Here is a 13,449-nt window from a genome sequence, read left to right as displayed (position 1 = left end):
TGTCCATAGGTTGTCGAAGCGCTTCGACAACCTGTTGCGAAGAAAACGTGAAGAGAGAGTACGGCAACCTTTTGCCGCCCGGCGGGCCACGAGGGTTACGTCAGCATCACCGGCCCCCGGATGGACCCCCACGCAGCACCGCCGTCCCCGTCCGTCGAAGAGAGCGAAGGCCCTGACCGCCGCCGCCGTCGCCCTCGCGGCCCGCCGCGCCAACACCACCAAGGCCACCCTCAACCTCGACGACTTCACCCAGGCACTCGTCCGGCGCAAACTGCTGAGCAACGACACGTACGTCTCCGGCATCGAGTCCGGCACCGAGGTCTTCAAGGGAACGGGCTGTCTGGACACCACGCCGTACTCCGTCACCATCGGCTGAGACGGGCCCCACCGGCACGCGAAGGGTGGCGGGGTCGTCCCGGATCGGGTACCAACGATCGAGTAGCACCCATCGGTAACCGATGTGGTCCATGATCCCGATTCGCGGCGAGGTGAGCCTCATGTCCGCACCACCCCTGAAAAAACCCACCGTCACCGAGCGTGAGGCACGCCAGGTGGCGGAGGCCGCCCGGGAACAGGACTGGCGCAAGCCCAGCTTCGCCAAGGAACTGTTCCTGGGGCGGTTCCGCCTCGACCTGATCCACCCCCATCCGCTCCCCACCGACGAGGCCGTCCGGCGCGGCGAACAGTTCCTCACCAAGCTCCGCGCGTTCTGCGAGACGAAGATCGACGGAGCGCTGATCGAGCGCGAGGCCAGGATCCCCGACGAGGTGATCAACGGCCTCAGGGAACTCGGCGCCCTCGGCATGAAGATCGACCCCAAGTACGGCGGTCTCGGCCTCACCCAGGTGTACTACAACAAGGCGCTCGCCCTCGTCGGCTCGGCCAGCCCCGCCGTCGGCGTGCTGCTCTCGGCCCATCAGTCGATCGGCGCACCGCAGCCGCTGAAGATGTTCGGCACCCCCGAGCAGAAGCAGGCCTTCCTGCCGCGCTGCGCCACCACCGCCGTCAGCGCCTTCCTGCTCACCGAGCCCGACGTCGGCTCCGACCCGGCCCGTCTCGCCACCAGCGCGGTGCCCGACGGGGACGACTACGTCCTCGACGGCGTCAAGCTGTGGACGACCAACGGCGTCGTCGCCGACCTCCTGGTCGTGATGGCCCGTGTCCCGAAGAGCGAGGGCCACCCCGGCGGCATCTCCGCCTTCGTCGTGGAGAGCGACGCGCCCGGCATCACCGTCGAGAACCGCAACGCCTTCATGGGCCTGCGCGGCATCGAGAACGGCGTCACCCGCTTCCACCAGGTCCGGGTGCCCGCCGCGAACCGCATCGGCCCCGAGGGCGCCGGTCTGAAGATCGCCCTCACCACCCTCAACACCGGCCGGCTCTCCCTGCCCGCGTCCTGCGTCGCCGCCGGCAAGTGGTCGCTGAAGATCGCCCGCGAGTGGTCGACGGCCCGCGAGCAGTGGGGCAAGCCCATCGCCCACCACGAGGCGGTCGGCGCGAAGATCAGCTTCATCGCCGCCACCACCTTCGCCCTGGAGGCCGTCCTCGACCTGTCCTCGCAGATGGCCGACGAGGACCGCAACGACATCCGCATCGAGGGCGCGCTCGCCAAGCTCTTCGCCTCCGAGATGGGCTGGCGGATGGCCGACGAGCTGATCCAGATCCGCGGCGGCCGCGGCTTCGAGACGGCCGAGTCCCTCAAGGCCCGCGGCGAACGCGCGGTCCCCGCCGAACAGCTCCTGCGCGACCTGCGCATCAACCGCATCTTCGAGGGCTCCACGGAGATCATGCATCTCCTCATCGCCCGCGAGGCCGTCGACGCCCACCTCTCCGTCGCCGGCGACCTCATCGACCCCGACAAGTCCCTCCAGGACAAGGCCAGGGCGGGCGCCAACGCCGGTGTCTTCTACGCCAAGTGGCTGCCCAAACTGGTCGCGGGACCGGGCCAGCTGCCGTCGTCGTACAACGGGTTCCGGCACGGCGGCGTCGACCTCGCCGCGCATCTGCGGTTCGTCGAACGGCACGCCCGCAAGCTCGCCCGCTCCACCTTCTACGCCATGTCCCGCTGGCAGGGCCGGATGGAGACCAAGCAGGGCTTCCTCGGCCGGATCGTCGACATCGGCGCGGAACTGTTCGCGATGAGCGCGGCCTGCGTCCGGGCCGAACTCCTGCGCACCCGCGGCGAACACGGCGCCGAGGCCTACCGGCTCGCCGACGCGTTCTGCCGCCAGTCCCGGCTGCGCGTCGACGAACTCTTCACCCGCCTGTGGAACAACACCGACGACCTGGACCGCAAGGTCGTCAAGGACGTCCTCGCGGGCACCCACACATGGCTGGAGGAGGGCGTCGTCGACCCCTCGGGCGACGGCCCCTGGATCGCCGACACCACCCCCGGCCCGAGCGCACGGGAGAACGTCCACCGCCCCATCAGGTGACCGGCGCGCGGCACGGACGGGCCCACTCACACCGTCGGCCGTCCGTGCCCAGCGGCGCGGACGGCCGACGGTGTCCGCGGGCCGGCGGGCCGTCCCGACGCTCGTCGGGCCGGTGGGCGTCGTCGGCGCCGACGGGGGTGCCCAGCTCCAGCTCCGGCCCTCACCTCCAGCTCCAGCCCTCAGCCCCGGCCGACCGGTGCCCGGCACGTACCCCGAGGACACCGTCCGCTCCCGGCGACCCATGGGCGTGACCGGTCGCGGGCCAGGCAACAATGGGGGGATGAGCGACAGTCCAGCCCCCCTCGCCGACCCGCACCTCGTCTTCGACCCCGTCGCGGGTGACGGCCCCAAGGACGTGGTGATCCTCGGTGCCACCGGATCGATCGGCACCCAGGCCGTCGACCTCGTGCTGCGCAACCCCGACCGGTTCCGGGTCACCGGCCTGTCCGCCAACGGCGGCCGGGTCGCCCTCCTCGCCCAGCAGGCCCGCCGGCTGCGGGCGCGGACCGTCGCCGTCGCCCGCGAGGACGTCGTCCCGGCCCTGCGCGAGGCGCTCGCCGCCGAGTACGGCACCTCGGAGCCGCTCCCCGAAATCCTCGCCGGACCGGACGCGGCCACCCGGCTCGCCGCCACCGACTGCCACACCGTCCTCAACGGCATCACGGGCTCCATCGGCCTCGCCCCCACCCTCGCCGCCCTGGAGGCGGGCCGCACCCTCGCGCTCGCCAACAAGGAGTCGCTCATCGTCGGCGGCCCGCTGGTCAAGGCACTGGCCAAGCCCGGCCAGATCATCCCGGTGGACTCCGAGCACGCCGCCCTCTTCCAGTCCCTCGCCGCCGGCACCCGCGCCGACGTCCGCAAACTGGTCGTCACCGCCTCCGGCGGCCCCTTCCGCGGCCGGACGAAGGCGGAGCTGGCGAACGTCACCGTCGAGGACGCGCTCGCCCACCCCACCTGGTCCATGGGCCCGGTCATCACGATCAACTCCGCGACCCTCGTCAACAAGGGACTGGAGGTCATCGAGGCCCACCTCCTCTACGACATTCCCTTCTCGCGGATTGAGGTGGTCGTGCACCCCCAGTCGTATGTCCACTCGATGGTTGAGTTCACGGACGGATCGACACTGGCCCAGGCGACGCCCCCCGACATGCGCGGGCCCATCGCCATCGGCCTCGGCTGGCCGCAGCGCGTCCCCGACGCCGCGCCCGCCTTCGACTGGAGCACGGCCTCGACGTGGGAGTTCTTCCCGCTCGACAACGAGGCCTTCCCCTCGGTGAACCTCGCCCGGCACGTGGGCGAGCTCGCCGGGACGGCCCCGGCGGTGTTCAATGCCGCCAACGAGGAGTGCGTGGAGGCCTTCCGCGCCGGCGCGCTGCCGTTCAACGGGATCATGGAGACCGTGACCAGGATCGTCGAGGAACACGGCACCCCGGCCACGGGAACTTCACTCACCGTGTCGGACGTCCTCGAAGCGGAGACCTGGGCGCGCGCCCGGGCACAGGAACTGACGGCGCAGACGGCGGAGGCCCGTGCATGACGACCCTGATGTTCATCCTCGGGATTCTGGTCTTCTTCGTGGGCCTGCTCTTCTCGATCGCCTGGCACGAGCTGGGCCACCTGTCCACGGCGAAGATGTTCGGCATCCGCGTGCCCCAGTACATGGTCGGCTTCGGCCCGACCATCTGGTCACGCCGGAAGGGCGACACCGAGTACGGCATCAAGGCCATCCCGCTCGGCGGCTACATCCGCATGATCGGCATGTTCCCGCCCGGTGAGGACGGCCGGGTCACCGCCCGTTCCACCTCCCCCTGGCGCGGCATGATCGAGGACGCCCGCTCGGCCGCCTTCGAGGAGCTCCAGCCCGGCGACGAGAAGCGCATGTTCTACACGCGCAAGCCGTGGAAGCGCGTCATCGTCATGTTCGCCGGCCCCTTCATGAACCTGATCCTCGCGGTCGGCCTGTTCCTCACCGTTCTCATGGGCTTCGGCATCCAGCAGGAGACCACCAACGTCGCCTCCGTCTCGCCCTGCGTCATCGCGCAGAGCGAGAACCGCGACACCTGCAAGAGCACCGACAAGCCCTCCCCGGCCGAGGCGGCGGGGCTGAAGAAGGGCGACAGGATCGTCTCCTTCGACGGCGTCTCCACCGCCAAGTGGGACACGCTCTCCGACCTCATCCGGGACAGCGCCGGCAAGACCGTGGCGATCGTCGTCGAACGCGGCGGCAAGGACGTCACGCTCCATGCCACCATCGCCACCAACCAGGTCGCCAAGAAGGACTCCAGCGGCGCCTACGTCCAGGGCGAGTACGTCAAGGCCGGCTTCCTCGGCTTCAGCGCGGCCACCGGCGTCGTCAAGCAGGACTTCGGCGACTCCGTGACCTGGATGACCGACCACGTCGGCGACGCGGTCGACTCCCTCGTCGCCCTCCCCGGCAAGATCCCCGCCCTGTGGAACGCGACCTTCGGCGACGCCCCGCGCGAGCCCGACTCCCCGATGGGCATCGTCGGCGCCGCCCGGGTCACCGGCGAGATCGCCACGCTGGACATCCCCGCCTCGCAGCAGCTGGCGATGGCCGTGTTCGTGGTCGCCGGCTTCAACCTCTCCCTGTTCCTGTTCAACATGCTCCCGCTGCTCCCGCTCGACGGCGGGCACATCGCGGGCGCCCTGTGGGAGTCGCTGCGCCGCAACCTCGCGCGCGTGCTGCGCCGCCCGGACCCGGGCCCGTTCGACGTGGCGAAGTTGATGCCGGTGGCGTACGTGGTGGCCGGGATCTTCGTCTGCTTCACGATCCTGGTGCTGATCGCGGACGTGGTCAACCCGGTGCGCATCTCGTAGTCATCCGCCGTTCCAAACGGCCCGGGACACTGGCTCCCGGGCCGTCTTCCATCGGGTGGGTTTGGCGGCCGTGATGTGCTCACTGCTTGGCCTGTGCCGTAATCTCAAAGCCTGGAACCCGCCATCGACGGGACCTGGACCTTGATCCACGACTTGGGGTTGCACAGCAGATGACTGCGATTTCTCTCGGCATGCCGTCCGTTCCGACCAGGGTTGCCGAGCGCCGGAAGAGCCGGCAGATCCAGGTCGGCAGTGTGGCGGTCGGCGGCGACGCCCCGGTCTCGGTGCAGTCCATGACGACGACCCGTACGTCGGACATCGGCGCGACGCTGCAGCAGATCGCCGAGCTGACCGCGTCGGGCTGCCAGATCGTCCGGGTGGCCTGTCCGACGCAGGACGACGCGGACGCGCTCGCGACGATCGCCCGCAAGTCGCAGATCCCGGTGATCGCGGACATCCACTTCCAGCCGAAGTACGTCTTCGCGGCGATCGAGGCGGGCTGTGCGGCGGTCCGCGTGAACCCGGGGAACATCAAGCAGTTCGACGACAAGGTCCGGGAGATCGCGAAGGCGGCGAAGGACCACGGCACGCCGATCCGCATCGGTGTGAACGCCGGTTCGCTGGACCGCCGTCTACTCCAGAAGTACGGCAAGGCCACCCCCGAGGCGCTGGTCGAGTCCGCCCTGTGGGAGGCGTCCCTCTTCGAGGAGCACGACTTCCGGGACATCAAGATCTCGGTCAAGCACAACGACCCGGTCGTGATGATCGAGGCGTACCGTCAGCTCGCCGCGCAGTGCGACTATCCCCTCCACCTCGGCGTCACCGAGGCGGGGCCGGCCTTCCAGGGCACGATCAAGTCGGCGGTCGCCTTCGGCGCGCTCCTCTCCCAGGGCATCGGCGACACCATCCGCGTCTCCCTCTCGGCCCCGCCGGTCGAGGAGGTCAAGGTCGGAAACCAGATCCTCGAATCCCTGAACCTCAAGCAGCGCGGCCTGGAGATCGTCTCCTGCCCGTCCTGCGGCCGCGCCCAGGTCGACGTCTACAAGCTCGCGGAGGAGGTCACGGCAGGCCTCACCGGCATGGAGGTCCCGCTGCGGGTCGCCGTCATGGGCTGCGTCGTGAACGGCCCCGGCGAGGCCCGCGAGGCCGACCTCGGGGTCGCCTCCGGCAACGGCAAGGGCCAGATCTTCGTCAAGGGCGAGGTCATCAAGACCGTCCCCGAGTCCAAGATCGTCGAGACCCTCATCGAGGAGGCCATGAAGCTGGCCGAACAGATGGAGGCCGAGGGAGTCGCTTCGGGCGAGCCTTCGGTGGCGGTCGCGGGCTGAGGCCGGAGTCATCCGGCCCGCCCGCCGTCCGGCGACCGGGACGTCCCGCCCGGAGCCCCCGCCCGCCGGGAGGCGGCACGCTCCGCGGTTCCGGGCCCGTATCTTCAGCCCGCCCGTCGGGAGTCGGCACGCTCCGCGGTGCCGGTGCGTGATTTCCAGCCCGTCCGGCGTTTGAGGACGAGGCCCGTTCAGGGCCGAAGCGGGGGTCCGGGGGCGCCGGCCCCCGGGGGAGGGCACCGCGGCCGACGCCCACCGGCAAAGCGACGGCAAGGCAGACGCAGGGCGGCACCGCTCAGCTTCCGCAGGTACAGTGCGGGGATCAGAAGCCCTGAGTTGTGAGGCCCCGTACGTGTTGACCCAGACCACCTCCCGGGTCCTCGAACCGAGCGACCTGGACGCCGCGCTCGCCGTCCTCGACCGCGAGCCGGTGGCCAACGCCTTCGTCACCTCCCGCGTCCAGGTCGCGGGCCTCGACCCCTGGCGGCTCGGCGGCGAGATGTGGGGCTGGTACGAGGACGGCATGCTGACGTCCCTGTGCTACGCGGGCGCCAACCTCGTCCCCCTCTGCGCCACCCCGCGCGCGGTCCGCGCCTTCGCCGACCGCGCCCGCAGGGCCGGCCGCCGCTGCTCCTCCATCGTCGGCCCCGCCGACTCCACCGCCCAGCTCTGGCGCCTCCTCGAACCCCACTGGGGCCCCGCCCGCGAGGTCCGCTCCCACCAGCCCCTCATGGTCGCCGACCGCATGCCCGCCGACATCGCCCCGGATCCCTACGTCCGCCGCATCCGCAAGGACGAGATGGAGACGATCATGCCGGCGTGCGTGGCGATGTTCACCGAGGAGGTGGGCGTCTCCCCGATGGCCGGCGACGGAGGCCTGCTCTACCAGGCCCGCGTCGCCGAACTCGTCGGCTCCGGCCGCTCCTTCGCCCGCCTCGACGAACACGGCAGGGTCGTCTTCAAGGCGGAGATCGGCGCCGCCACTTCGCAGGCCTGCCAGATCCAGGGCGTCTGGGTCGCCCCGGAGTACCGGGGGAGGGGCTTCGCCGCCCCCGGCATGGCCGCGGTCCTGCGCTACGCCCTCGCGGACGTGGCCCCGGTGGTCAGCCTCTACGTCAACGACTTCAACACGCCCGCGAGAAGGACGTACCGGAGAGTCGGCTTCCAGGAGGTCGGCGCATTCATGAGCGTGCTGTTCTGACGCACCTGTAGGCTCCCCGCCATGGATCTCGTCATCGGCCCCCTGGACCTCCCCGCCCATGTGGACGAGGCCCTCGCGGTGCAGGCCGTCGCCTTCGGCCTCGGCCCCGACGAGGTCGCGGTCCGCCGCCAGATCGTCCTGCGGCACATGACCTACCCGGGCGCCCGCGCCCTCGGCGCCAGCACCCCCGAAGGCCGCCTCGTCGGCTTCGTCTACGGCATGCCCAACGACCGCACCCACTGGTGGTCCACCGTCGTCGAGCCCTACCTGCGCGCCCAGGGCACCGACTTCTGGCTCGACGACTCCTTCGTCATCACCGAGCTCCACGTCCACCCCGCGTACCAGAACCGCGGCGCGGGCCGGGCCCTGATCACCACGATCACCGACAGCGCGAGCCAACCCCGCTCGATCCTCTCCGCGATCGACTTCGACAGCCCCGCCCGCGCGCTCTACCGCTCCCTCGGCTACGACGACCTCGCCCGCCGGGTCCTGTTCCCCAGCGCCCCCCGCCCGTACGCCGTCATGGGCGCCCGGCTCCCCCTCCTCCGGAAGTAACGGATTTCCGGCGACACGGCGCTCCCGGCTAACCTCCTTGCCATCACCCTTACCCGGCAGGAGTACGAGAACCATGGCGAACGCACCGGTCCAGCGCATGTCCCAGTTGATGGCGAAGACCTTGCGCGACGACCCGGCGGACGCCGAGGTCCTCAGCCACAAGCTCCTCGTCCGCGCCGGCTACGTCCGCCGCACCGCCGCCGGCATCTGGTCCTGGCTGCCGCTGGGCAAGAAGGTGCTGGCCAACGTCGAGCGGATCGTCCGTGAGGAGATGGACGCGATCGGCGCCCAGGAGGTGCTGCTCCCGGCCCTGCTGCCCCGCGAGCCGTACGAGGCGACGGGCCGCTGGGAGGAGTACGGCGCCGAGCTGTTCCGGCTGAAGGACCGCAAGGGCGGCGACTACCTCCTCGGCCCGACCCACGAGGAGATCTTCACCCTGCTGGTCAAGGACCAGGCGTCCTCGTACAAGGACCTGCCGGTCATCCTGTACCAGATCCAGCACAAGTACCGCGACGAGGCCCGTCCGCGGGCCGGCATCCTGCGCGGCCGTGAGTTCCTGATGAAGGACTCGTACTCCTTCGACACCGAGGACGAGGGCCTCGCCCGGTCCTACGCCCTGCACCGCGAGGCCTACCAGCGGGTGTTCGAGCGCCTCGGCCTCGACTACCGCATCTGCGCCGCCACCGCCGGCGCGATGGGGGGCTCCAAGTCGGAGGAGTTCCTCGCCCCGGCCGGCGCCGGCGAGGACACCTTCGCCGACTGCCCGAACTGCGACTTCGCCGCCAACACGGAGGCGATCTCGTACGAGCTGAAGGCCGTGGACGCCGAGGGCGTGCCCGCGCTGGAGGAGATCCCCACCCCGGACACCCCCACCATCGAGACCCTCGCCGCCCACCTCGGCGTCCAGGCCTCCGACACGCTCAAGAACCTCCTCGTGAAGGTCGACGGCGAGATCGTCGCCGTGGGCGTGCCCGGTGACCGTGAGGTCGACATGGACAAGGTCGAGGCGCACTTCGCCCCGGCGACGGTCGAGCTGGTCACCGCCGAGGACTTCGTGGGCCGCCCCGACCTGGTGCGCGGTTACGTCGGTCCGCAGGGCCTGGGCGAGAAGGTCACCTACATCGCCGACCCGCGCGTGGCCCCCGGCACCTCCTGGATCACGGGCGCCAACAAGGAGGGCACGCACGCGAAGAACGTCGTCGCGGGCCGTGACTTCGAGGTCGACGCGTACGTGGACGTCGTGGTCGTCCAGGAGGGCGACCCCTGCCCGAACTGCGGCACCGGCCTCAAGCTCGACCGCGCCATCGAGATCGGCCACATCTTCCAGCTCGGCCGCAAGTACGCCGACGCCCTCAAGCTCGACGTCCTCGGCCAGAACGGCAAGCCCGTCCGCGTCACCATGGGCTCCTACGGCATCGGCGTCTCCCGCGCGGTCGCGGCCCTCGCCGAGCAGTCCGCCGACGACAAGGGCCTGTGCTGGCCGGCCGAGGTCGCCCCGGCCGACGTCCACGTGGTCGCCGCCGGCAAGGCGCTGCAGACCGAGCTGGCGCTGGAGGTCTCCGAGAAGCTGCGGTCGGCCGGCCTGCGGGTCCTGGTCGACGACCGGGCCGGGGTCTCCCCGGGCGTGAAGTTCACCGACGCCGAGCTGATCGGCGTCCCCAAGATCCTGGTCGCGGGCCGTCGCTCGGGCGAGGGCGTGGTGGAGCTGAAGGACCGCAGGACCGGCGAGCGCGAGGAGCTCACGGTGGACGAGGCGATCGCGAGGCTCACCGCGTAACGCGGGCCCTCATAAAGAAAGCTCTCAGAGAGTTCTGTCGGACCCTATGGGATCCTCACAGACTTCTCTCAGGCCGTTCCCCGACCGTAGGGCGTGACAGAACGTCACTGCGGAGGGGAACAGGTCATGGCGACCAGGGAAGAAGAACGCGGGGCCGCGGCAGCGGTCCGCAGAGGTGCACGGCGGACCGCGGCCTTCGCTGCGGCGATCACGCTGGCGGGGGCGGCCGGGGTGTTCGCCCTGATCGGCACCCTGCAGGCGGACGCCACCACGTCGGCGAGCGGCGGGACGAGCTCCAGCTCGAGCACCGGCGGCGACTCGGACAGCTCGTCCGGCTCCACCGACTCCTCCGGCTCGGACACCTCGTCGTCCTCCACGGACGACTCGTCCTCCTCCTCGTCCTCCGCGGACGACTCGTCGAGCAGTTCCTCCTCGGACGACGGCTCCAGCGGTCTCACCTCCTCCTCCGGCGGCTCCGCCGACTCCACTTCGGGGGCGTCGTGATGACCACGCCGCTCAAGCCCCGCACCACGGCCGCCACCGAGTGGCGTGCCCTCGGCACCACGGTCCGCCTGGTCGTCACCGACCCGGCCCTGCTGGAGTCCTGCAATCTGCTCCTCGCCCGGCACCTCGCCGAGGTCGACGCGGCCTGCAGCCGCTTCCGCCCCGACTCCGAACTGGCCGCCCTCGACGCCACCGCCGGCCGCCCGGTCCGGGTGAGCCCGCTGCTCGCCGAGGCCCTCGACGTGGCCCTGCGCGCCGCCGCGACGACCGACGGCGCGGTGGACCCGACCGTCGGCTCCGCGATGGACGCGATCGGCTACGACCGCGACTTCACCCTCGTCCGGGAGGACGACCGCCCGGTCCGCCTCACGCTGCGCCGCACCCCCGGCTGGCGCACGATCACCCTCGACCGCGCCACCGGCACGGTCACCGTCCCCCGGGGCGTCCGCCTCGACCTGGGTGCGACGGCCAAGGCCTGGGCCGCCGACCGGGCCGCGCGGCTGCTCGCCGGCACGGCCGGCTGCGGGGTCCTGGTCAGCCTGGGCGGTGACACGGCCGTCGCGGGCGAGCCCCCGGAGGGCGGCTGGCAGATCCGGGTCCAGGACGTCACCGGTCCGGTCGACGAGACGCCCGCGCAGGGCGCGTACGCCACCGTCGGCATGCGCGGCGGCGGTCTGGCGACCTCCGGCACCACCGCCCGGCGCTGGCAGCGCGGCGGCCACGACCTGCACCACATCGTCGACCCGCGCACCGGCCTGCCCGTCCGCTCCCCCTGGCGCACGGTCTCCGTCGCCGCGGCCACCTGCGCCGACGCGAACGCGGCGAGCACGGCGGCACTGGTCAGGGGCGAGGGTGCGGAGAAGTGGCTGAGCCGCCTGCGCCTCCCGGCCCGCCTGGTCACGCGGAACGGCCTGATCGTCACCACACCGGGCTGGCCAACCCCTTCAGGGGCGCGGGACCGTGCCGATCAGCGGCTCCGCCGCGGGGCGCGATCAGCCACCCGCCCGGAGGCAGCCGCATGACCGGCGAAACCCTCTGGTACGCCAACAGGGCCACGGGCGCCGTCTGCCTGATCCTCTTCACCATCGTGGTACTCCTCGGCATCGCGGTCCATCTGCGGACCCGCGTCCCGGGCCTGCCCCGCTTCGGCACGCTGAGCCTCCACCGCACCCTCTCCCTCTCCGCCACCGCCTTCCTGGCCCTGCACATCACCACCGCGGTCGCCGACAGCTACGTGAACATCACGGTCGTCGACGCCCTGATCCCCTTCCGCTCCGACTACCGGCCCCTGTGGCTCGGCCTGGGCACGGTCGCCTTCGACCTGCTGCTCGCGGTCCTGATCACCAGCCTGCTCCGCGCCCGGATGGGCCACCGCAGCTGGCGGGCCGTCCACTGGCTGGCCTACGCCTCCTGGCCGGTCGCCCTGATCCACGGCGTCGGCATCGGCACGGACACCGGCGCCGACTGGATGACCTGGCTCACCGTCGCCTGCGTGGCCACGGTCGTCGCCGCCGGAGGCACCCGCCTCGCCCACGCGGCCCGCGCCACCCGCCGCACCCCCGCCGCCCTTCTGCGCGCCGCCGATGGAGCCCGCCCGTGACCGCCACCTTCCCCGACCTCTACATGGCCCCGCGCCTCCTCGCCCCCGGCGCCGCCCCGGTCGACCTGCCCACCCACCACCAGCGCTACGGCCCCCTCGCGCACGGCGACCCCGAGAGCGTGCTGCGGACGGTGGCCGAGTCCGGGCTCACCGGGCGCGGCGGGGCCGCCTTCCCGACGTACCGCAAGCTCGTCTCGGTCGCCGAGGCGGGCCGCCGTACCGGGCGGGCGCCGGTGGTCGTCGCCAACGGCGCGGAGGGCGAGCCCGCCAGCCGCAAGGACAAGACGCTGCTGCGGCTCTCCCCGCACCTCGTCCTGGACGGTCTGCAGATCGCGGCGCACGCCATCGGCGCGGGCGAGGCGTACCTCGGCGTGGAGGACGGCGCGACCTGGCTGGAGTCGGCCCTCGCCCAGCGCACCGGGGACCCGCTGCCGGTGCAGGTCGTGCGGCTGCCCACGTCCTTCCTCTCCGGCCAGGCCTCGGCGCTCGCCCGGTTCGTCTCCGGTGGTCCCGCGCTGCCGAGGCACCCGAGCCCGCCGGTCCGTGAGCGGGGCGTGCGCCGGGCCCCCACGCTCGTGCAGAACGTCGAGACCCTCGCCCATCTGGCGCTCGTCGCCCGCTACGGCGCCGACTGGTACCGCGGCGCCGGCACCCCCACCCAGCCGGGCAGCGCCCTGTGCACGGTCCACGTCGCGGGACGGGAACCCCGGGTGATCGAGGCGCCGTACGGTCTGCCGTTCGCCCGGCTGCTGCCGCTGGAGGATGCCTCGGCGGTGCTCGTCGGCGGCTACCACGGCACCTGGATCCCGGCCAGGGAGGCCGCCCGACTGACCGTGGACGCGGGTTTCCTGGGCGCCGGAGTGCTGGCGGTGCTGCCCACCGCCCGCTGCGGCCTCGTCGAGACCGCCCGCGTCCTGCGGTATCTCGCCCTGCAGTCGGCCGGCCAGTGCGGCCCCTGCCTCAACGGTCTGCCGCGGATCGCCGCCGCGTTCGCCACCCTGGCCACGCCGGGCCCGCAGGGCACCGTCCGCACCGACCTCGCCCGCTGGTCCGGCCTCGTCGAGGGCCGAGGCGCCTGCCACCACCCGGACGGCACGGTCCGGCTGGTCCGCAGCGCGCTGACGACGTTCGCCGCCGAGGCCGACGCGCACGCCCACGGCCGCTGCACGGCCACCGATCGCACACCCCTGCTGCCCGTACCCCAGGAGGCCTGA

The 13,449-nt window shown here is 71.9% G+C and carries 12 protein-coding genes; 11 read left to right on the top strand and 1 reads right to left on the bottom strand.

Features of this window, described 5'->3' with window-relative positions; translation table 11 throughout:
- The first annotated feature begins 10 nt into the window (after nt 1–10).
- From OG852_RS15060 to OG852_RS15025, 8 genes are all read left to right on the top strand, one after another.
- On the top strand, nt 11–376 hold the full coding sequence (locus OG852_RS15060) for a hypothetical protein (RefSeq protein ID WP_330348223.1): 366 nt from the start codon (nt 11–13) through the stop codon (nt 374–376).
- Between the two features lie 121 nt (nt 377–497).
- On the top strand, nt 498–2,435 hold the full coding sequence (locus OG852_RS15055) for an acyl-CoA dehydrogenase family protein (protein WP_330348222.1): 1,938 nt from the start codon (nt 498–500) through the stop codon (nt 2,433–2,435).
- Nucleotides 2,436–2,715: 280 nt separating this feature from the next.
- A complete protein-coding gene (dxr, locus tag OG852_RS15050) occupies nt 2,716–3,972 on the top strand; it encodes a 1-deoxy-D-xylulose-5-phosphate reductoisomerase (RefSeq protein ID WP_330348221.1) in 1,257 nt (418 codons plus the stop codon).
- On the top strand, nt 3,969–5,273 hold the full coding sequence (locus OG852_RS15045) for a M50 family metallopeptidase (protein ID WP_330348220.1): 1,305 nt from the start codon (nt 3,969–3,971) through the stop codon (nt 5,271–5,273). The genes dxr and OG852_RS15045 overlap by 4 nt, the downstream gene beginning before the upstream one ends.
- A gap of 170 nt (nt 5,274–5,443) precedes the next feature.
- Nucleotides 5,444–6,601, top strand: coding sequence for a flavodoxin-dependent (E)-4-hydroxy-3-methylbut-2-enyl-diphosphate synthase (gene ispG / locus OG852_RS15040; RefSeq protein ID WP_330348219.1), 1,158 nt, complete (start codon nt 5,444–5,446; stop codon nt 6,599–6,601).
- Nucleotides 6,602–6,950: 349 nt separating this feature from the next.
- The gene (locus OG852_RS15035) at nt 6,951–7,799 is read left to right on the top strand and encodes a GNAT family N-acetyltransferase (protein ID WP_133917664.1); all 849 of its coding nucleotides are present in this window, start codon (nt 6,951–6,953) and stop codon (nt 7,797–7,799) included.
- A 21-nt stretch (nt 7,800–7,820) separates the two neighbouring features.
- A complete protein-coding gene (locus OG852_RS15030) occupies nt 7,821–8,354 on the top strand; it encodes a GNAT family N-acetyltransferase (protein WP_133917665.1) in 534 nt (177 codons plus the stop codon).
- A gap of 73 nt (nt 8,355–8,427) precedes the next feature.
- The gene (locus OG852_RS15025; protein ID WP_133917666.1) at nt 8,428–10,131 is read left to right on the top strand and encodes a proline--tRNA ligase; all 1,704 of its coding nucleotides are present in this window, start codon (nt 8,428–8,430) and stop codon (nt 10,129–10,131) included.
- 104 nt (nt 10,132–10,235) lie between these two features.
- Here the strand turns inward: OG852_RS15025 and OG852_RS15020 are convergent, their stop codons facing one another.
- On the bottom strand, nt 10,236–10,589 hold the full coding sequence (locus OG852_RS15020) for a hypothetical protein (RefSeq protein ID WP_330348218.1): 354 nt from the start codon (nt 10,587–10,589) through the stop codon (nt 10,236–10,238).
- A gap of 45 nt (nt 10,590–10,634) precedes the next feature.
- Between OG852_RS15020 and OG852_RS15015 the strand changes: the two genes are divergently transcribed.
- Genes OG852_RS15015 through OG852_RS15005 form a run of 3 tightly spaced genes read left to right on the top strand, consistent with a single transcriptional unit; the run spans nt 10,635 to nt 13,449 of the window.
- Nucleotides 10,635–11,657 (top strand): FAD:protein FMN transferase, encoded by a 1,023-nt coding sequence (locus OG852_RS15015; protein WP_133917668.1) that lies wholly within the window; start codon nt 10,635–10,637, stop codon nt 11,655–11,657.
- Nucleotides 11,654–12,235 carry a ferric reductase-like transmembrane domain-containing protein gene (locus OG852_RS15010; protein WP_133917669.1) on the top strand — a complete coding sequence of 194 codons (582 nt, stop codon included), beginning with the start codon at nt 11,654–11,656 and terminating at the stop codon, nt 12,233–12,235. Before OG852_RS15015 ends, OG852_RS15010 begins: the two co-directional genes overlap by 4 nt.
- A complete protein-coding gene (locus OG852_RS15005; protein ID WP_133917670.1) occupies nt 12,232–13,449 on the top strand; it encodes an NADH-ubiquinone oxidoreductase-F iron-sulfur binding region domain-containing protein in 1,218 nt (405 codons plus the stop codon). Before OG852_RS15010 ends, OG852_RS15005 begins: the two co-directional genes overlap by 4 nt.

The sequence above is a fragment of the Streptomyces sp. NBC_00582 genome (assembly GCF_036345155.1).
Classification (GTDB): domain Bacteria; phylum Actinomycetota; class Actinomycetes; order Streptomycetales; family Streptomycetaceae; genus Streptomyces.
Note: the sequence above shows the minus strand (reverse complement) of the source record. Positions and strands in the feature narration are given on the sequence as shown.

Bases quoted from the DNA above. Each gene is read 5' to 3' on its own strand.
- OG852_RS15055 (WP_330348222.1), top strand. From the start codon at position 498: ATGTCCGCACCACCCCTGAAAAAACCCACCGTCACCGAGCGTGAGGCA.
- dxr (WP_330348221.1), top strand. From the start codon at position 2,716: ATGAGCGACAGTCCAGCCCCCCTCGCCGACCCGCACCTCGTCTTCGAC.
- OG852_RS15045 (WP_330348220.1), top strand. From the start codon at position 3,969: ATGACGACCCTGATGTTCATCCTCGGGATTCTGGTCTTCTTCGTGGGC.
- ispG (WP_330348219.1), top strand. From the start codon at position 5,444: ATGACTGCGATTTCTCTCGGCATGCCGTCCGTTCCGACCAGGGTTGCC.
- OG852_RS15030 (WP_133917665.1), top strand. From the start codon at position 7,821: ATGGATCTCGTCATCGGCCCCCTGGACCTCCCCGCCCATGTGGACGAG.
- OG852_RS15025 (WP_133917666.1), top strand. From the start codon at position 8,428: ATGGCGAACGCACCGGTCCAGCGCATGTCCCAGTTGATGGCGAAGACC.
- OG852_RS15015 (WP_133917668.1), top strand. From the start codon at position 10,635: ATGACCACGCCGCTCAAGCCCCGCACCACGGCCGCCACCGAGTGGCGT.
- OG852_RS15010 (WP_133917669.1), top strand. From the start codon at position 11,654: ATGACCGGCGAAACCCTCTGGTACGCCAACAGGGCCACGGGCGCCGTC.